The following is a 19,822-nucleotide window of genomic DNA, read 5'->3' on the forward strand; positions in this document are numbered from 1 at the left end:
TGCATAGGAAACAATAACTCTTCGTTTTTTCTTCCCCTTCTAATAACAAGAAACCCGCATTAAGCGGGTTTCTTACAAGTTTACTAATAACTTTATCAGCTCGAATTAATTTGTCGCTTCATCTGCTGGCTTGTTCACATCTGGAGTAGATGGTGTTGAACTTGGTGGCGTGCCAGTAGGCTTTTCATCACCGTAACCTTTTGGTGCACGAACTGTCGTTCGAGCCATCAGATCATCAATTTGCCATGCGTCAATTGTTTCATAAGTCATTAACGCATCTTTCATTGCGTGTAAGATATCCATATTGTTTTTCAAGATATCTTCTGCACGTTTATAGTTGCGCTCAATGAAAGTACGAACTTCTTCATCAATTTCTTTGGCAGTATCGTCAGACATATGCTTCTGTTTAGCAGCACTTCGGCCTAAGAACACTTCACCTTCTTCGTCAGCGTAAAGCATAGGACCCATTTTTTCAGACAAGCCCCATTGAGTTACCATTTTACGAGCGATTTCAGTAGCACGTTCAATATCATTTGAAGCACCCGTTGATACTCTATCAGCACCGTAAATTACTTCTTCTGCAACACGACCACCGTAAAGTGATGAGATCATGCTTTCTAAATGCAATTTAGAATGGCTAACGCGATCTTTTTCAGGCAAGTACATTGTTACACCTAAAGCACGGCCACGAGGAATGATACTTACTTTGTATACTGGATCATGCTCAGGAACTAATCGACCAACAATGGCGTGTCCTGCTTCATGATAAGCTGTCATTTCTTTTTCTTCTTCGCTCATTACCATAGAGCGACGTTCAGCGCCCATCATGATTTTATCTTTGGCTTTATCAAATTCAACCATAGATACAGTGCGACGACTTGTACGAGCTGCAAATAATGCTGCTTCGTTTACAAGGTTTGCTAAATCAGCACCAGAGAAACCTGGAGTACCACGAGCAATTACAGCAGCATCAACATCATCGCCTAAAGGTACTTTACGCATATGAACTTTAAGAATTTGTTCACGACCACGAATATCAGGTAAGCCAACAGTTACTTGACGGTCAAAACGACCTGGACGAAGTAATGCTGGGTCTAACACGTCTGGACGGTTAGTTGCAGCAATAACAATAACGCCTTCATTACCTTCAAAACCATCCATTTCAACTAGCATTTGGTTAAGAGTTTGCTCACGTTCATCATGACCACCACCTAAACCTGCACCACGTTGGCGACCTACGGCATCAATTTCATCGATAAAGATAATACATGGAGATGATTTTTTCGCTTGTTCAAACATGTCACGTACACGTGATGCACCAACACCAACAAACATTTCAACAAAGTCAGAGCCTGAAATTGCGAAGAAAGGAACTTTCGCTTCACCAGCAATAGCTTTAGCAAGTAAGGTTTTACCTGTACCTGGTTGGCCAACCATTAATATACCTGATGGGATACGACCACCAAGTTTCTGGAATTTTGACGGGTCACGTAAATAATCAACTAATTCGGCAACTTCTTCTTTCGCTTCGTCACAACCAGCAACATCAGCAAACGTTGTTTTAATTTGATCATCAGATAAAAGACGGGCTTTAGATTTACCAAAGCTCATTGCACCTTTACCACCACCGCCTTGCATTTGGCGCATGAAGAAAATCCAAATACCAATAAGCAGTAGCATTGGGAACCAGTTAACAAAGATGCTAGCTAATAAGCTTGGCTCTTCTTGTGGTACACCTTCAACTTTAACGTTGTTCGAAATTAAATCGCTTAATAGATCTTTATCGTATTGCGTTGGAATTAATGTAGTAAATGTTTGACCATTACGTTTGGTACCATTAATAACGCCGTCAGTTTCAATTCTAACTTCAGCAACTTGTCCATTGTGGATTTCGTTAATAAATTTAGTGTAATCGAGTTTTCCATCCACGGCAGTGCCTGGAGTGAAACTTTGAAATACTGACATTAAAACAATGGCTATTACTAACCATAAAATAAGATTCTTTACCATATCGCTCAACTTGAGGACCTCTTGTTAAAAAAATGCTTCGATGACTTATATAAGTACTAGACCTCTATTATAGGCCTTTTCTTACGGAACTCTACTACAGTTTGTAACCAGTAGCTACAATATACACTTCTCTTGAACGTGCTCGAGAAGATTCTGGTTTACGGGTTTTTACTACATTAAAGCAAGCACGAACATCTTTCATGTATTGTTCGAACCCTGCCCCTTGAAAAACTTTAACAACAAAGCTGCCATTTTTCTTTAAAACTTGATGACACATGTCTAATGCCAATTCAACTAAATACATATTTTTAGGTTGGTCAGTAGACTCATTACCACTAAAATTTTGCGCCATATCCGACATTACAACATCGACGTTTCGGCCATCAATTTTAGCAAGTAAAGTATCTAATACGGCTTCTTCACGAAAATCGCCTTGTAAAAAGGCCACGCCAGGCAATGATTCCATTGGCAAAATATCACAAGCAATCACTTGGCCATTGTCGCCAACTACTTTTACCGCATATTCAGACCAGCCGCCAGGAGCAGCACCTAAATCTACAACATTCATGCTTTTTTTAATCAGCTTGTCTTTGTTATTAATTTCTTCAATTTTAAATACTGCGCGCGAGCGTAAACCTAGCTTTTGAGCTTTCTTTACATACTCGTCGTCAAAATGCTCTTTCATCCAGCGTTGAGAGCTTACTGTTCTTGATTTATTTGCTTTACTCATAAAAGTTCAGATATAAATTAGTATTAATGACAAGATGGCGTTAAAATATAGATAATTCAAGTAACTTAACAGAAATTTTTTAAATGAATCTATCAAACAAACAAATTCAACACCTTAAAGGTCTTGCTCACTCTATAAAACCAGTGGTGTTAATAGGAAATAATGGCCTTACAGAAGCTGTAGTTGCAGAGATCGACTACGCCTTAGGTCACCACGAGCTTATCAAAGTGAAAATAAACACTTCTGATCGTGAAGTTAAACAATTAATCATTGACGCTATTATTAGAGAAACTAACTCAATTAAAGTTCAAGCCATTGGTAAAACACTGGCTATTTACCGTCAATCAGATGCAAAGAAAATTGTAATACCGAAAATATAGCTTCTAGCTTCTAAAAGTATAAATAACAGAATTCAAGCCATCCCTGCCAATTCTAAGTTATTTCTTCCCTGAAATAAAAAAACCTGCAGTTGCAGGTTTTTTATGTTTCAAAATATGTTTTTACTACTTATGTTCAACCGAGATAATCTCGTATTCAACAACGCCACCAGGAGTTTTTACTTCAACTTCTGAGTCAACCGTTTTACCGATAAGACCTCTGGCAATTGGTGAGTTAACACTAATACGATTATTCTTAATGTCCGCTTCGTCATCACCAACAATTTGGTAAGTCACTTCCGCATCAGTATCAATGTTAAGTAAGGTTACCGTCACACCAAAAATCACTTTATGGGTGTTTGGTATTTTGGTTACGTCAATAATTTGAGCATTACCAAGTTTACCTTCGATATCTTGAATGCGACCTTCACAAAAACCCTGTTCTTCACGAGCGGCGTGATATTCAGCGTTTTCTTTTAAATCGCCATGCTCACGAGCTTCAGCAATAGAAGCAACAATTTCAGGACGTTTAGTTTGCTTTAAGTAAACCAGTTCTTCTCTAAGGGCATCTGCTCCTTGAACTGTCATCGGATACATAGACATTATTGACACCTTTTGTGTAATTCTTGAATAGAGTTAACTTTGTTTCTGTCATCAGCAGAATGCGCCATACATACAGCAAAGCCAGCATTCAACGTGGTTGTATACGTAGCTTTATAACGTAAAGCTGCACCACGAATTTGCTTAGAATCTTCAATAGCCTTACGACCTTCAGTGGTGTTAATAATATAACTGTATTCACTGTTTTTGATTCTATCGACAATGTGTGGACGACCTTCGTGTACTTTATTCACTAAGCGTACCGGAATATCGGCCTCACCTAAAATAACAGCAGTGCCGTGCGTTGCGTCTAAGCTAAAGCCTAAATCAACTAATTGACGAGCTAAATCTACAACACGCTCTTTATCACTGTTACGAACAGAGATTAAAGCACGACCTGTTTTAGGCAAGGTTACACCTGCACCTAAGTTAGCTTTGGCATAAGCTTCTTCAAAAGTATCACCTGTACCCATCACTTCACCAGTTGAGCGCATTTCAGGGCCAACTAAAGGATCACTACCGTGGAATTTATTAAATGGAATCACAACTTCTTTAACTGAGAAATACTCAGGAATAACTTCAGTTGTTACACCTTGTTCTTTTAACGATGTACCAGCCATAACACGAGCCGCTACTTTCGCTAAAGGAATACTTGTTGCTTTAGATACAAAAGGAACGGTACGAGCAGCACGAGGGTTAACTTCAATTAAGTAAACTTCGTTATCTTTAACTGCCATTTGCGTATTCATTAAACCAATTACGCCAAGTTCAAACGCTAATGCTGTAACTTGCTTTCGCATAACATCTTGAATTTCAGCTGTTAGGCTATACGGAGGTAATGAACATGCAGAGTCACCAGAGTGAACACCGGCTTGTTCGATGTGTTGCATAATACCGCCAATAACAACATCAGTACCGTCACAAATAACGTCGATATCAACTTCAATCGCATCATCAAGGAAGTGATCAAGTAATACTGGCGAGTCATTTGATACGCTTACTGCTTCTGTCATATAACGACGTAAATCAGCTAAGTCATATACAATTTCCATCGCGCGTCCACCAAGTACGTACGATGGACGTACAACTAATGGGAAACCAATTACTTCAGCTTTAACCATTGCTTCTTCAAGAGAAGTTACTGTCGCGTTTTCTGGTTGTAATAAACCTAAACGGTCTACCGCTTGTTGGAAACGCTCACGGTCTTCCGCTCTATCGATTGCATCTGGAGACGTACCAATAATTGGCACACCAGCAGCTTCTAAAGCACGTGCTAATTTAAGTGGTGTTTGACCACCATATTGCACAATAACGCCTTTAGGCTTCTCAACACGTACAATTTCTAATACGTCTTCAAAAGTTACAGACTCAAAGTATAATCTGTCTGATGTATCGTAATCGGTAGAAACCGTTTCAGGGTTACAGTTAACCATGATAGTTTCATAACCATCTTCGCGTAATGCAAGAGCTGCGTGTACACAACAATAATCAAATTCAATACCTTGGCCGATACGGTTAGGACCGCCACCAATTATCATGATTTTGTCGTTATCTGTTGGGTTAGCTTCACATTCTTCATCATACGTTGAATACATGTAAGCCGTGTCTGAGCTGAACTCAGCAGCACAAGTATCAACACGCTTATAAACTGGGAATATTTCAGCGTTGTGACGTTTTTTGCGTATTTCGCTTTCTGCAACACCAATAACATCGGCTAAACGGCTATCTGAGAAGCCTTTACGTTTCAGCTTACGTAAGTAGTCTGTAGTTAAACCAGACATACCACCAGCAGCAACATTTTGTTCTTCTTTAATGATGTCTTCGATTTGTACTAAGAACCAACGATCTACCATGGTTAAACGGAATATGTCATCAACGGTTAAACCTAAACGGAAAGCGTCAGCTATGTACCAAATACGATCTGCACCAGCTTCTTGCAACTCGTGCATGATTTTTGTTTTGGCACCCGGCTTGGTTACATCAACAATAGGGTCAAAACCATTCACGCCAACTTCTAAACCACGTAAAGCTTTCTGCAATGATTCTTGTTGGTTACGGCCAATTGCCATAACTTCACCAACTGATTTCATTTGCGTAGTAAGACGGTCTTCTGCGCCGGCAAATTTCTCGAAGTTAAAACGAGGAATTTTAGTTACTACATAATCGATTGTTGGTTCAAATGATGCTGGAGTTGCACCGCCTGTAATGTCGTTGCTTAATTCATCAAGCGTATAACCTACTGCTAATTTTGCAGCGATTTTAGCAATTGGGAAACCCGTTGCTTTTGATGCTAATGCTGATGAACGTGAAACACGTGGGTTCATCTCGATAATAACCATACGGCCAGTATCAGGACATATACCAAATTGTACGTTTGAACCACCTGTTTCAACACCAATCTCACGTAATACCGCAACTGATGCGTTACGCATGATTTGGTATTCTTTATCAGTTAATGTTTGCGCTGGTGCTACAGTAATTGAGTCACCAGTGTGAATACCCATAGGGTCGAAGTTCTCGATTGAACAAATAATGATACAGTTATCATTTTTGTCGCGAACCACTTCCATTTCGTATTCTTTCCAACCGATTAATGATTCATCAATCAATAATTCTGACGTTGGTGATAAATCTAGACCACGTATACAAATGGTTTCAAATTCTTCACGGTTATACGCGATACCACCACCGGTACCACCCATAGTGAATGATGGGCGAATGATACATGGGAAACCTAGGTGTTCCGATGCAGCAATTGCTTCATCCATAGTGTGAACGATTTTAGCTCGTGGAGTATCTAAGCCAATTTTTTTCATTGCTACATCAAAACGGCTACGATCTTCAGCTTTATCAATTGCGTCAGCTGTAGCACCAATCATTTCAACGTTAAATTCAGCAAGTACGCCTTTAGCTTCTAGTTCTAATGCACAATTAAGCGCCGTTTGGCCACCCATTGTTGGTAATACAGCGTCAGGACGTTCTTTTTCAATGATGTTACGCACAACTTCCCAGTGAATTGGTTCGATGTAAGTTGCATCGGCCATTTCTGGGTCAGTCATGATAGTTGCAGGGTTCGAGTTAACAAGAATTACTCGGTAACCTTCTTCGCGTAAAGCTTTACACGCTTGTGCACCCGAATAGTCAAATTCACAGGCTTGACCAATTACAATTGGACCTGCACCTAATATAAGAATACTTTTTATGTCAGTACGTTTTGGCATTATATCTACTCTATTTAATCAGTCTATTGGGCTTTACGTGTGTTAATCAAATCGATAAAATGATTGAACAAAGGCGCTGCATCGTGTGGTCCAGGACTTGCTTCAGGGTGACCCTGGAAGCTAAACGCTGGCTTGTCAGTACGATGAATACCTTGTAATGAACCATCAAATAATGATTTATGCGTAGCCGTTAAATTACCCGGCAAGTTGCTTTCATCAACAGCAAAACCGTGATTTTGCGAAGTGATCATCACAACGTCTCGCTCAAGTTCTTTAACGGGATGGTTTGCACCGTGATGACCAAACTTCATTTTAATCGTTTGAGCGCCACTAGCTAAGCCTAGTAATTGGTGACCTAAACAAATACCAAATACTGGAATATCTGTTTCAAGGAATGTTTTGATTGCTTTAATCGCGTAATCACATGGCTCTGGATCACCAGGTCCATTTGATAAGAAAATTCCATCAGGATTCATCGCTAACACTTCTTCTGCAGAAGTTTGTGCTGGTACCACAGTAAGTTTACAACCACGGTCAGCTAACATACGCAATATATTGCGTTTTGCGCCAAAATCATAAGCTACGACATGATGAGGGAATTCATCAGGAGTTACGTGACCTTTGCCTAACTGCCAGCTGCCTTCAGTCCACTCGTAAGCTTCTTTGGCTGAAACAACTTTCGCTAAATCCATACCTTTTAGGCCAGGGAATGCTTTTGCTTTTGCTAAGGCTTCATCAACATTTAAGTTATCACCAGCAAGAATACACCCGTTTTGTGCGCCCTTCTCTCGTAAAATACGAGTAAGTTTACGGGTATCAATATCAGCGATACCCAAAATATTATTGGCGATGAGGTATTCACTCAAGCTTTGTTCATTTCTGAAGTTACTTGCTAAAAGTGGTAAATCACGAATGATTAGACCTTTAGCCCAAACATTTGCAGATTCTGCATCTTCAGCGTTGGTACCGGTGTTACCGATATGGGGATAAGTCAAAGTGACGATTTGTTCAGCGTAAGATGGGTCCGTTAGGATCTCTTGGTAGCCAGTCATTGCCGTATTGAAAACAACTTCACCAACTGATGAGCCTTCTGCGCCAATGGCAGTGCCTTTAAAAATAGTACCGTCTTCCAGTACCAAGATGGCAGATTTAGTCAATTTAACCTCCATAATGAGTCAAAGTATTAATAATCACTAAAGGTTAATGACTTATGAGTCAATATTTAGCAATTATTATGTGTATTCGTTGCCAAAATTTATTTTTTGGCAAAATCGGCGTATTTTACGCGTTACAGCTCAATTCGTCCATAACAATTTAAAAGATTTTTGCAGTTTTATTGCAACTTAAAGTAAAAAGGCATTCAAACCTGCAAAACATGTAGTTATCTACTTCAATCCAAGTACATCTTGCATGTCAAAAAATCCAATTGGTGCATTTTTAAGCCATGCTGCTGCTCTCATTGCACCAAGAGCAAATGTCATTCTAGAGGTCGCTTTATGAGTTATTTCTAAGCGTTCACCAAGATCAGCAAAAAATGCCGTATGCTCACCAATAATATCGCCAGCTCGTACTGTAGCAAAACCGATAGTATCTTTTGCTCGCTCTTCCGTTATGCCTTCGCGACCATAGACAGCAACTTTATTTAAATCACGGTTTAACGTATCAGCAATTACCTGGCCCATTTTCATTGCGGTGCCAGACGGAGCATCTTTTTTAAAGCGATGGTGCGCTTCAAAAATTTCAATATCGCTGTCATTACCAATTGCTTTCGAAGTAATTTCTAATAACTTAAATAATAAGTTAACACCTACGCTGGTATTAGGAGCTAAAACAACAGGTATGTCTTTCCCAAGCTGTTGCAGTTCACTAACTTCATTGTCACTGAACCCTGTTGTGCCAATAACTATTGCTTTATTGTTATCGTTACACCATTTAACGTGTGCTTTAGTTGACTCAATAGAAGTGAAGTCGATAAACACATCGGCAGCAACTAAATCATTAAGTTCTGAAGTTACCGGACAGCCTTTTAGCCCAAGACCACAAAGCTCACCAGCATCAACACCATTCAAACTAGATGATTGACGAACATAGCCACCAACCAATTCAACTTTCTCGTGTTCAAGTGCAGCTTGTAATAAATTTCGACCCATGCGGCCGCCACAACCTAAAATGGCAACTTTTGTCATTTCTTTACTCTTCTTATTAGTTAATCTTATTTACTATAATTACTTGGCTATATAAAAAGTTAATTATAGTAAATAAAACTAGTGTTTTAATTACAATAAAAAGCCGGGAAAACCCGGCTTTAAATAATAGAATTAAACGATAGCTAGAAGCTCAACGTCAAATACTAAAGTAGCGTAAGGAGGGATTGCACCCTGTGAGCCACGCTCACCGTACGCTAAGTTGTATGGTACATGTAAACGCCATTTTGAACCAACAGCCATCATTTGTAATGCTTCAGTCCAACCAGCGATAACGCCACCTACTGGAAACTCAGCCGGTTGGCCACGTTCAACAGATGAATCAAATACGCTACCGTCAGTAAATGTACCGTGGTAGTGACAACTAACAGTGCTAGCAGCAGTTGGCTTGTCGCCATCGCCAGCTTCAAGTACTTCATATTGAAGACCTGATTCAGTAACAATAACGTCGTCACGCTTAGCATTTTCTGCTAAGTATGCTTCGCCTGCAGATGAAGCTTCTTTTGCTAATTCAGCTTCTTGTGCTTGAAGTTTTTCAGACACAACAGTGAAAGCAGCTTGTAAGTCTTCTTGACTTACTTGGCTAGCAGCATCAGCTAAAGCATCAGCAATACCAGCTTGTACAGCGGCAACTTCAAAATCTTTAAATGGGTTGTTACGTAACTGCTCACCTAATTGGCGGCCAACGCCGTAACTTACGCGTTGTTCAATACTTGTAAAATCAGACATATTTCTTTCTTGTTCGGAATAAATTCGGCGGCAAGTTTAGCATAGTAAAGGCAATTACTGTAGAGGTTCCCCCTAAAAAACAGGCTATTTTTTAGGGATTTTAACAATTAATCTCAATTAATCTCAATTAATTAATTTTTAACCTTTTTTAGAATCATCAACCTCTTTAGTGACCGGCTTTGCTTTGCTTTTAGGTTTAGGAATAACTGGTTTGATACATTCAGGGTTCACGTTACGCTGGGCGTACAATGGTTCAGAAACCTGCAAATGCTTTGTTAAGTCAGAAATTCGAGTTTGATTGGATGGATGAGTAGAGAAAAATTCTGGTGGCGCATCTTTACTTAGCTTTGCCATATTCTGCCATAATTTAACACTGGCTCTAGGATCAAAACCTGATTTGGCCATTAAATCTTGTCCAATAATATCGGCTTCGGATTCATGTGCCCTACCGTACGGCATTAACAAGAGATATTTCATGCCAACGGCAGCACCAGCTACAACTAGCGCTTTATTATCAATATCACTCGAAGCTGCCGCAGCACCTGCAACAACCAAAGCACCTTTTGATAATTGGTTTGATGATAATCGTTCATTTGAATGCTGGGCTATTACATGCCCTACTTCATGACCAATGATAGCCGCAAGCTGATCAGCATTTTCAGTAACATTTAAAATACCGGTGTAAACACCAATTTTTCCACCAGGAAGTGCAAAGGCATTAACTTGCTCAGAATCAAAAACAACAATTTCCCATTCACCTTTATGAACCGTTGACTTAACATTTGGGGTGATATAATTAGCAACACATTGCACAAATTGATTTACTTTTTTATCTTTACTGATGGGTTCTTGCTCTTTCATTTGTTCAAATGATTGCGCTCCCATTTTATCAAGTTCGCTAGATGAATGAAGAAGTACCTGCCTTCTACCCGTAGGCGATGTACTACAGGCAATCAATGTGAATACGGTAAGGGTAATTAACAGTGTTTTTTTCATAAATATACTTATTTAGTTTTGATAATTAAATTGTAAAAGCTTCACCGTCCAAAACAAAGCAAAATTATATAACTTATTAAAAATAATACGGTAAACTAAATATAACATCGATTTATTAACGAGTTCAGAGACTACTCAAAATGAAAATATCATTATCATTATTGTTCCCTGCAGCCTTATTATGTGTAAGCTGTTCTGATCAGGAGCAAACAATTACCATAGTTGAATCTAAAGTAAAGCCTAAAATAGAAGTCATCACCTCTGTTGCCGAACCAGAACAAATATCTCTTTATGAAACGATCGATAAATCAACAAAAGAGTTTCTTAAATACAAACCGCAATTTGCTTCAATGATTGGCGTTAAAAATTCTGATGCGGGGTTTTATTACCATAACCTTCTCGATAATTACGATATTGAAGCCTCTGCCGAGTTTAGACAGAATTTGGCAAAAATAGCTCAATTATTAGCAAACCTAGAAAGTAACCACGAAGATATTGATGAAGATAATCGTCAAGTAATGGCAAATTTATATCGTTACTTTGCCGGTTCACCTGAACATGACATCGGCTTTATTGATTCATACTTTGGTCATCAACCGTTTATTATTAGTCAAATTAATGGTCCATTGGTCGATACACTTTATACCTTTACCGATGGGAAACAAATAGCTTCTATTAAAGACGCTAATGATTATATTTCTCGTCTGGAAGCCTTTGCCAAGCAAATACAGCAAGTTGAACAAGTATTTATTAAAGACAGCCAACAAGGGTGGATTCCGCCGACGGCAATAATTAAATCTAGCGTCGATTACTTAACTGGCTATACTGAAATCCCTGTACAAAAGAATACTTTACTCACTCATTTTAGTGACTCATTAGATAACTTATCGCAAATAAACAGCGCAGATAAAGAGTTATTACTTAGTAAAGCAGTAACCATACTAACCACAAAAATATATCCAGCATTTATAGAAGTAACACAAGCAGTTAAAAGCGTACAAGACAAGGCTCCTAAAAGTGACGGTATATGGGCGCAACCTGGTGGCGAACGGTTTTATCAGTACACCATTAAAACTCAAGCTAACTCAAACTTATCTGCTGATGAAATTCATGCATTAGGTCTTAAAGAGGTAGCACGAATTAATGCCGATATGGATTCAATATTGCAGCAATTGAATTATTCCCAAGGCAGCGTTGCCCAACGATTAATTGCTCTGGCAAAAGAGCCAAGGTTTGCCTATACAGATACAGAACAAGGTAGACAACAAGTTATTATTGATTTAAACGCGCAAATTAAAGCCATAAATAAAATTATGCCTACTCAGTTTAAAACACCAATTAGTTATAAAGTAGCAGTGAAGGCATTTCCTAAGGAGATTGAGGATGGTACATCTGGAGGTCAATATAACCCTCCCAGTTTAGATGGCTCAAAACCAGGAGTTTTTTGGATCAATTTAAGAGATATTGAAAACTTGGCAAAATTTGATCTACCAACATTAACATTTCATGAGACTAATCCGGGTCATCATTGGCAAGCCTCGCTAAATATGGCACAAACTAAGCTGCCATTACTGAGAAAATTTGCCGCTTACAATGCATACGTTGAAGGTTGGGCCTTATATGCCGAACAAGTCGCTTATGAAATGGGTATGTATGATCAAGATCCTTATAGCAACTTAGGTCGTTTAAAAGCTGAAATTTTTAGAGCTGTGCGATTGGTAATCGATACAGGCCTACATCATAAAAAGTGGACTCGAGAACAAGCTATAACTTATATGACTGAAAATACAGGTGCCCCACACTCAGAAGCAAAGGCAGAAGTAGAACGATATATGGTTTGGCCAGGACAAGCCCTTGGGTATAAATTAGGTATGTTGAAAATACTTGAACTTAGAAAGCAGGCTAAAAAGCTTCTAGGTAATCGTTTCGACATAGCAGAATTTCATGATGTTGTACTACTTAATGGAGCTTTACCATTAAGTATTTTAGAGCAAAAAGTGAATGACTGGATTGCGGAAAAATAATCAGAGAAGCTAGGGACTAGGAACAAGAAACTAAGAGCGCAGAATTCGATCTCTATAGGTATAGTGATTAAAGATAAGTTTTTGAATATAACGTCTGAATAAATTCACGCCAACCGGATGAGGTAGCAGGTGCAGCTACACGGGGTCAGACCAAAACCTATTTTAAAATAGGGTTTTGCTCTGACCCCAATTCCATGGACCGAAACTAATTAGGGCGCGGATTTGAAGTAACCCTCCCTTTTCCCCATCCATGGTACAGGAGGATAAGCACTTCCCTGTGCAAAAAAAACGCCGAACACATTAATGTGTTCGGCGTTTTTAAAAATACTTAATGTAATCTTTAATTTAAATTAAAGAGGAACCACATTAGTAGCACATGGACCCTTCTGGCCTTCGCCTTCAGTGTACTCAACAGATTGACCGTCGTTAAGTGTTGCGTAACCGCCGCCACTTTGGATTTCTGAATGGTGAACGAATAAATCTTTGCCGCCATTTTCAGGAGTGATAAATCCGAAGCCTTTATCGGCGTTGAACCATTTTACTGTACCTTTACTCATATTCTTCTCTTTAATTTAAATTGTATTAATTTACGCGTTGTACTGAAATTTCATTATAGTCGTTAAAAACGGCTTAGTGTGAAAATTCATGATTTTTGTGCAATAAAATATTTTTTTATCTAAAAAACAATATTTTACCTGCCCAATATTGTAAACATAATGCAGTATATAGCAAGTCTAACCCAGATCATATATATTTTATTATCAAATGTACCAATTAACACTATTACCAAATACACCAATGATCAATATTTTGTTTTTTTAAAAAATCTTCAGCATTTTCACCTTGTAATAACGCTAATGTTGCAATAAAACCTGCTTGAATACAGTTAGGTGCGGCCACAGTTATAGATTTTGGTGCATTTAGCACCGACCAACCTGTTTTGGGATTTAATATATGGGAGTACCGTTGTCCATTTTTTGATAAGAAACGACGAGCTTCACCACTTGTTGCTATAGCGCCAGCACTAATTGAAACAATAAAAGGTTGTTTATCTTCAAAACCAGGATGCTCAATACCAACATGCCATGGCTGTCCTGTTAGTTGCGGGCTTGAGGCAGCAACATCACCACCAAAGTTAATTAATATCGGTATATTAGTTAGCTTCTTAGCAAGCAATAAACTGGTATCTACAGCATATTCTTTACCAAGACCACCTAGATCAATCTCCATTCCAGACTCAAGAGTAATCGAATCTTGGGTTAAGGAAATTTTATTGAAACCGACTTTAGGCAGCAACGTTGAAATTTGATTTTGTTTAGGAATGCGAGCCCTACCATCAAATTTCCAAGCTTGCCGTAATACACCCGAAGTTATATCAAATGCACCATCACTGATCAGAAAACATTGCTTAGCAAAGTCGAGTAATTTATAAGTTTCAGCATCTATTGGTACAGCTTGGCCGTTACTGGTATTTATTTTTGAGCATATACTCGATGAAAGATAGCGAGAGTATTTATCTTCAATACGCCAAGCTTCATTCGAAACTGCTTCACCAACACGTATGGCTATATTTCTATCGGTTGAATTGATCAGTAATTCACATGGGCTAGCCATAGCATTAAATTCAACTTTAAAGCCAAATTCAGTTGAACAATAACTAATATTTCTTTTACGTTTAATTTGAGGCATAAAGTATTTAAAGGGAATTAATTAAAATCAAAGGCTTACTTTAATTGGTATTAAACTTTACTATAAGGAGTATTCGAAAAAAACACTAGTAGATTCATTGCTATCATCGATAGGCAGTAATACCAATTCCACTAATTATGTGTTCTACTTTTTAGTGAGCAAAAATGAGCAGATAATTAATGGACTTGGTATAATAACTTGTGTTCATTTATGAAGGATTAATTTTGAGCGTTAAACTCGTTGTGCTACTAAGTACTTTATTAGCTGTATCTATAGGTACTAACATTTATTTACTAAAAAAAATAAATGAACAAACATTTGTTCAGGGTAATCTTTATAAAAACAAAACAAATAATGTAATTAAGCAAAACGATAATGTTGCGAACAATGAATCACTTACTCCCCTTGTTGCAGATAACAAGTTAGCTGTACTTGCCAATAATTATCAAGAAAATAATAAGCAATCAGCAGAAATAAATTTATTAATCGCTAAAGCAGAGCAGTTATTTTTTGCCAACCAATTTATTGCTGCAATAGATCATCTTGAACAAATAGCAATGATAAACAAAACTAGCAGTGATTTAGTTAATGAACAATGGCTAGCTGTAGGCAAACAATGGATATTAAATCGAAAATTTAGTTTGCTAAGCAGTTTTTTACAAGCTTACTTAGCCAGATTTCCTTTAGATGAACAATGGCTTCAACTTAAAATTGACTGGCTTGTTGCTGTGAACAAACCAGATTTGGCAATGACTATATATTATCAATTAATCGCAAATGCATTTAATCGAGATAAAGAAGAATCATGGAGTCATCAAGCCCATCAGCTTTTTCAACATCATATTAAAACGTTAAAAAACCAAAAATCATGGCAGAGCATAATAAATTTTTCTAAGCCACTTATAGTTAATGATATCGATTACCCACCCTATCAGCTTGCCCTTGCGGAAGCCTACATTCATCTTAATGAGATTGAAACAGCCATAAATTATTTAGAAAATATTAAGTACGGGAATAATTACACAACTCAAATTAATGCCTTAAATACATTAATCGACTCGATAGTATTAGCCGATGAAGGGATAAAATTAACTCAACAAGGCCAACATTATATTGTCGAAGCAATATTAAATAACCAACATACTGCACAGTTAATGATCGATACCGGAGCATCTTTAACTGTAATTTCTACGGCTTTTTATCAAAAATTATTAAGCACTGACAATATAAAAACAAAACGTAAATTAAACATCAATACAGCAGGTGGTAATGAGACAGCATTTTCAATAACTATTGATGAATTTTGGTTAGCTGGTAGAGCGGTATATGATTTTGAAGTCGTCGTCATGGATTTAAATAATTTCGACAAAGCTGATGGCTTATTAGGGATGAATTTTTTACAGCATTTTAAATTTGAAATTGATCAAAAAAATGCATTGTTATTTTTAACTCCACATTAGACCAAACAGACATACCACAACAAACGCCTACAATGTTGTTGTTATTAGGCTGCACATTTATGCAATTGCCCAGCAGGCTGTTGCAACGGCAATACTTTATTACTCAGTATTTGTTGTTTTTCTTGTAACAACAATGCTGCCATCAACTTATAATCAATATACTTAGCTACCATGGCTAATATTAAACTAGCCAATGGAAAGTACAGTAAAGCGTACAAAATTTGCCATTGAAAACTTATTTCGATGATTAATGGTGTTGCAACAATAATTGAAGCAACAGTACGGTAAAAGGTAATTTGGCTGCGAGTGATCATTTTCCTGTCCTTATCAAAACTTAGTATTTGTTGATAAGGCAAATAATAGAAATTGAACGGCATTTTTACAAAAGGATAATATTCACTCTATAGATGAATTAAATTCACCTATAGAATTCTATCTATTAACTTGAACTGGCAATAGCACTAGAAGTACAGCTTGCTAGCCCGGGGAATTTTTCAAGCCAATCTAAAAAACAGTGTATTTCATGTCGATTTTTGTCTTCTTTACGATAAACCGCGTAAAGTGACAAGGGATAGTTCACCGTGAGATCAAACGGGTTAATAAGTAATTTTCGTTCTAATAATAAATTTTCAATAGGGAGCATTGCAAGAGCTAAGCCTAACCCCTGCTCTGCTGCTTGTAAGGCTGTATCGTAATTACTAAACGTTAGCTGGTGTTTTAAAGCTAAATCATTAATATCAAATGCTTTGGCCCACGTTTGCCAAATACTGTCCATGTTGGATAAATCGATAAGTGGCACATCACCTAGCTGTGATAAATCAGTTAAGTTATATTTATTTACAAATTCAGTTGTGCAAACTGCAGCAATTTTAATATCCATTAACTTTCTTACTTCAACGCCTTCCCAATCTCCCCGGCCAATTCGGATCGCTAAATCAAAATCTTCATAACGTAAATCTGCAACATTCATGCCTGTTTCTATTCGGATATCAATATCTGCATGTGCTTGTTGAAAAGAATTTAATTGTGGAATTATGACGTTTGCTGCCATAGTAGGAAATGTTGATATTTTAAGACTAGGCGATAGGTATTTATTTTTAATCGACTTAGTCCCCTGCTCAAGTAAAGCTAGTGACTGTTGAACGTAATCGAGGTACATTTTACCTGCAGCATTTACTTTTACGCCTCGTGATTTACGAATAAATAATTCAAAACCGATAAACTCTTCCAAGGATTTAATTTGGTGGCTCACAGCAGACGGGGTTATAAAAAGCTCCTCACTGGCAAGTTTAAAACTTTCAAGTCTTGCTGCCGATTCAAAAATACTAAATAGATGTAATGCTGGTAATTTTCTAGACATAAATAGTAAAAGTAATATTCCATAGTACAGATGAATTAAACTATACTATATCAACTACAAAAAAGTTAAATAAATGTTAACTCTATGGATGTGACATGACAGAATTTACTCCTTTAAGTGCGTTGATTGGTGGCTTAATCATTGGTTCATCAGGTTTACTACTTTTATTGCTAAACGGGAAAATTGCCGGAATTTCAGGGATTTTTGCTCAAGTATTCAATAAATTTCCAATTACATTAAGCTGGCAAGTCTTTTTCATGCTTGGCTTAATTTTAGGGCCCTTACTGGCTATGCCTTTTGGCTTTGTTTTACCTCAACAAATTGATCTTAGTTGGTCAGCTATTATCGTTGGAGGTTTCTTCGTTGGTTTTGGCTCTAGATATGGCTCAGGTTGTACAAGTGGTCATGGTATTTGTGGCATAGGTCGTTTTTCAAAACGTTCAATTGTCGCAACAATAACATTTATGGGTTCAGCGATTATTACCGTTTATCTAATTCGTCATATTTTAGGAGCATAACTATGGCATTAGCTAATAACACACCGGCAAATAATTTAGTTGCATTAGTTTGTGGCTTAGTTTTTGGTGCAGGCTTAACCGTGGCGCAAATGGTTGACCCACAGAAGGTACTCAATTTCCTTGATGTTATTGGTCAATGGGATGCCAGCTTAGCCTTCGTTATGGGCGGAGGGTTGATCATTTACATTCTCGGTTATCAACTTTTGGTAAAACGAATGAAAAAACCAATATTGAGCAATACTTTCGATCTGCCAGCCGCTAAAAATGTCGATAAAAAGTTACTTATTGGTGCTGGAACTTTTGGTATAGGTTGGGGAATATCAGGAATTTGTCCTGGGCCTGCCATAGCTAATCTCAGTGTTGGAAATGAAAAAATATTGGTCTTCATTCTAATAATGTTTGTCGGTATGTTTGTGGCAAGAAAATTAAACTAGCAGTTTTCTACGTCCATTTGCACTAATATGATGCGTTATTTACGCTGTTGATAACTAAGTTGGAACGTTAAAAATGGCGCATTACTTCTGACGGATAATAAATACAGCACAATTTAAAAATTGTTTTTTTGTACAAATTAAATACTTACCAAGTATCTAAGTCATTATTTTAAATGACTTAGACTCAATATTTAAAACATAGAGTCAAACTGACTAACATTTCGTAGTAAACAATTTGCCCTCCCCCCTCCGCACAGCCTTTAACTTAAGGGCTGTAGCAATATACAGTACTATGTACAAATTTAACTCAAATATTAAAATCTATGCCACTTATTTTCAGCATATTAAGTTTTAAAATTAATTTCATTGCAAAGTTCGTTTATTCATTTTTGCTGAATATTATGCAAAAGCTCAAAATCATCAAACACATGGGACTAAATATTTCGACAATATTACCTGTGCATAACTTTGTGCATAAACCATTTGCCCTTATAAAATGCGGACTATAAGGTAAGCTATGATTTACAATTACAGAATTTTGTAAGATTACATTGCAGTTACATTTTAATTACAGTACACAAGTTGGCAAATTAAAAAGTTTTGCACAGAATCAGTGGATAACTTTTCGCACCCCCTATTCTTATTGCCCTTAAAATTTGCAAGCGTTTTTTATTAAAATTTTTATAATATTTTCACGTGAATTTTCATTCATTCTTTAATTAACAATTATTCTAAAAATGCTATTCTTTACTCCAAAATAGTATAAGGCGACAAATATATGAAATCTGTTTTACTGTTTGGCTCTTCAGGACTTACCGGCCAACATTGTTTACAATTTTTGCTAGAAAGTGATCAATACAATCGTGTAGTTATCGCAGTTAGGCGCCCGATATTGATTACACATGAAAAACTTAGCCAAGTGATTGTCGATTTTGATGTTCTAGACAACGAGAGCAACTTATTTGCTGTTGATGAAGTATATTGTTGCTTGGGTACAACCATTAAAAAGGCAGGTAGTCGTATTGCATTTTCTAGCATTGATCTTAACTTAGTTATTACTATTGCCAAATTAGCTAAAATTCATAGAGTAAAAAAATTCTTAGTGGTTAGTGCACTAGGCGCGAACCCTAAATCCAGCTCATTTTACAATCAAACAAAAGGAAAAATGGAGGCCAAGTTGAAAACCTTAAATTTAAATGCAACCTATGTATTTAGACCAAGTTTATTGCTGGGTGACAGAAATGAGTTTAGATTGGCAGAACACATTACAGCCATCTTATGTAATGTGTTCTCATTCGTGTTTATAGGCCCACTAAAAACGTTAAAGCCCATTGAAGCTAAAGTTTTAGCAAAAGCAATGGTCACAATTGCTAATAATGAGCAACCTAGCTTGCCATTTCAAATAATAGAAAATCAAGCCATCAAAGATGTTGTTAAGCTAATACCAGTTCGCGTAATAATGTGATCAAT

At 37.3% G+C, this 19,822-nt stretch carries 18 protein-coding genes; 6 read left to right on the forward strand and 12 right to left on the reverse strand.

Going from position 1 to position 19,822, the window contains the following annotated elements:
* Positions 1-105: 105 nt before the first annotated feature.
* Entirely contained in the window at positions 106-2,019 is a 1,914-nt protein-coding gene (ftsH, locus tag RGQ13_RS12355; RefSeq protein ID WP_348390055.1) for an ATP-dependent zinc metalloprotease FtsH, read from the reverse strand.
* A gap of 85 nt (positions 2,020-2,104) precedes the next feature.
* Complete coding sequence (gene rlmE / locus RGQ13_RS12360) at positions 2,105-2,740, reverse strand: 23S rRNA (uridine(2552)-2'-O)-methyltransferase RlmE (protein ID WP_348390056.1); 636 nt, start codon at positions 2,738-2,740, stop codon at positions 2,105-2,107.
* 83 nt (positions 2,741-2,823) lie between these two features.
* Between rlmE and yhbY the strand changes: the two genes are divergently transcribed.
* The gene (gene yhbY / locus RGQ13_RS12365; protein ID WP_348390057.1) at positions 2,824-3,120 is read left to right on the forward strand and encodes a ribosome assembly RNA-binding protein YhbY; all 297 of its coding nucleotides are present in this window, start codon (positions 2,824-2,826) and stop codon (positions 3,118-3,120) included.
* Between the two features lie 123 nt (positions 3,121-3,243).
* On the opposite strand, the gene greA is transcribed toward yhbY, so the two are convergent.
* The 6 genes from greA to RGQ13_RS12395 form a co-directional block, all read right to left on the reverse strand.
* Positions 3,244-3,720 (reverse strand): transcription elongation factor GreA, encoded by a 477-nt coding sequence (greA, locus tag RGQ13_RS12370; protein WP_348390058.1) that lies wholly within the window; start codon positions 3,718-3,720, stop codon positions 3,244-3,246.
* Positions 3,720-6,938 (reverse strand): carbamoyl-phosphate synthase large subunit, encoded by a 3,219-nt coding sequence (gene carB / locus RGQ13_RS12375; protein WP_348390059.1) that lies wholly within the window; start codon positions 6,936-6,938, stop codon positions 3,720-3,722. Before carB ends, greA begins: the two co-directional genes overlap by 1 nt.
* A 23-nt stretch (positions 6,939-6,961) precedes the next feature.
* Positions 6,962-8,095 carry a glutamine-hydrolyzing carbamoyl-phosphate synthase small subunit gene (gene carA / locus RGQ13_RS12380; RefSeq protein WP_348390060.1) on the reverse strand — a complete coding sequence of 378 codons (1,134 nt, stop codon included), beginning with the start codon at positions 8,093-8,095 and terminating at the stop codon, positions 6,962-6,964.
* A gap of 228 nt (positions 8,096-8,323) precedes the next feature.
* On the reverse strand, positions 8,324-9,124 hold the full coding sequence (gene dapB, locus RGQ13_RS12385) for a 4-hydroxy-tetrahydrodipicolinate reductase (protein ID WP_348390061.1): 801 nt from the start codon (positions 9,122-9,124) through the stop codon (positions 8,324-8,326).
* Between the two features lie 132 nt (positions 9,125-9,256).
* Positions 9,257-9,871, reverse strand: coding sequence for an FKBP-type peptidyl-prolyl cis-trans isomerase (locus RGQ13_RS12390; RefSeq protein WP_348390062.1), 615 nt, complete (start codon positions 9,869-9,871; stop codon positions 9,257-9,259).
* A gap of 138 nt (positions 9,872-10,009) precedes the next feature.
* Positions 10,010-10,867 (reverse strand): M48 family metallopeptidase, encoded by an 858-nt coding sequence (locus RGQ13_RS12395; RefSeq protein WP_348390063.1) that lies wholly within the window; start codon positions 10,865-10,867, stop codon positions 10,010-10,012.
* 140 nt (positions 10,868-11,007) lie between these two features.
* Here RGQ13_RS12395 and RGQ13_RS12400 point away from each other — a divergent pair, with 140 nt between their 5' ends.
* Positions 11,008-12,891, forward strand: coding sequence for a DUF885 domain-containing protein (locus RGQ13_RS12400; RefSeq protein ID WP_348390064.1), 1,884 nt, complete (start codon positions 11,008-11,010; stop codon positions 12,889-12,891).
* A gap of 350 nt (positions 12,892-13,241) precedes the next feature.
* Here RGQ13_RS12400 and RGQ13_RS12405 read toward each other — a convergent pair whose 3' ends face one another.
* Together RGQ13_RS12405 and RGQ13_RS12410 are read right to left on the reverse strand one after the other, a co-directional pair.
* Positions 13,242-13,448 (reverse strand): cold-shock protein, encoded by a 207-nt coding sequence (locus tag RGQ13_RS12405; RefSeq protein WP_348390065.1) that lies wholly within the window; start codon positions 13,446-13,448, stop codon positions 13,242-13,244.
* Positions 13,449-13,674: 226 nt separating this feature from the next.
* Positions 13,675-14,580, reverse strand: a complete 906-nt coding sequence (locus RGQ13_RS12410; RefSeq protein WP_348390066.1) for an FAD:protein FMN transferase — start codon at positions 14,578-14,580, stop codon at positions 13,675-13,677.
* A 224-nt stretch (positions 14,581-14,804) separates the two neighbouring features.
* On the opposite strand from RGQ13_RS12410, the gene RGQ13_RS12415 reads away from it, so the two are divergent.
* Positions 14,805-16,040 carry a retropepsin-like aspartic protease family protein gene (locus tag RGQ13_RS12415; protein WP_348390067.1) on the forward strand — a complete coding sequence of 412 codons (1,236 nt, stop codon included), beginning with the start codon at positions 14,805-14,807 and terminating at the stop codon, positions 16,038-16,040.
* A 44-nt stretch (positions 16,041-16,084) separates the two neighbouring features.
* On the opposite strand, the gene RGQ13_RS12420 is transcribed toward RGQ13_RS12415, so the two are convergent.
* Together RGQ13_RS12420 and RGQ13_RS12425 are read right to left on the reverse strand one after the other, a co-directional pair.
* Positions 16,085-16,354: a hypothetical protein gene (locus RGQ13_RS12420; protein ID WP_348390068.1), complete on the reverse strand. Its 270-nt coding sequence runs from the start codon at positions 16,352-16,354 to the stop codon at positions 16,085-16,087.
* Between the two features lie 125 nt (positions 16,355-16,479).
* Positions 16,480-17,400, reverse strand: coding sequence for a LysR substrate-binding domain-containing protein (locus RGQ13_RS12425; protein ID WP_348390069.1), 921 nt, complete (start codon positions 17,398-17,400; stop codon positions 16,480-16,482).
* Positions 17,401-17,495: 95 nt separating this feature from the next.
* On the opposite strand from RGQ13_RS12425, the gene RGQ13_RS12430 reads away from it, so the two are divergent.
* The 3 genes from RGQ13_RS12430 to RGQ13_RS12440 all read left to right on the forward strand — a co-directional run bounded on the left by RGQ13_RS12430 (position 17,496) and on the right by RGQ13_RS12440 (position 19,817).
* Positions 17,496-17,918, forward strand: a complete 423-nt coding sequence (locus RGQ13_RS12430) for a YeeE/YedE family protein (RefSeq protein ID WP_348390070.1) — start codon at positions 17,496-17,498, stop codon at positions 17,916-17,918.
* A gap of 2 nt (positions 17,919-17,920) precedes the next feature.
* Positions 17,921-18,352, forward strand: a complete 432-nt coding sequence (locus RGQ13_RS12435) for a DUF6691 family protein (protein WP_348390071.1) — start codon at positions 17,921-17,923, stop codon at positions 18,350-18,352.
* A 778-nt stretch (positions 18,353-19,130) separates the two neighbouring features.
* The gene (locus RGQ13_RS12440) at positions 19,131-19,817 is read left to right on the forward strand and encodes an NAD(P)H-binding protein (RefSeq protein ID WP_348390072.1); all 687 of its coding nucleotides are present in this window, start codon (positions 19,131-19,133) and stop codon (positions 19,815-19,817) included.
* The last annotated feature ends 5 nt before the right edge of the window (positions 19,818-19,822 follow it).

It is taken from the genome of Thalassotalea psychrophila, from assembly GCF_031583595.1.
GTDB classification, from domain to species: Bacteria; Pseudomonadota; Gammaproteobacteria; order Enterobacterales; family Alteromonadaceae; genus Thalassotalea_A; species Thalassotalea_A psychrophila.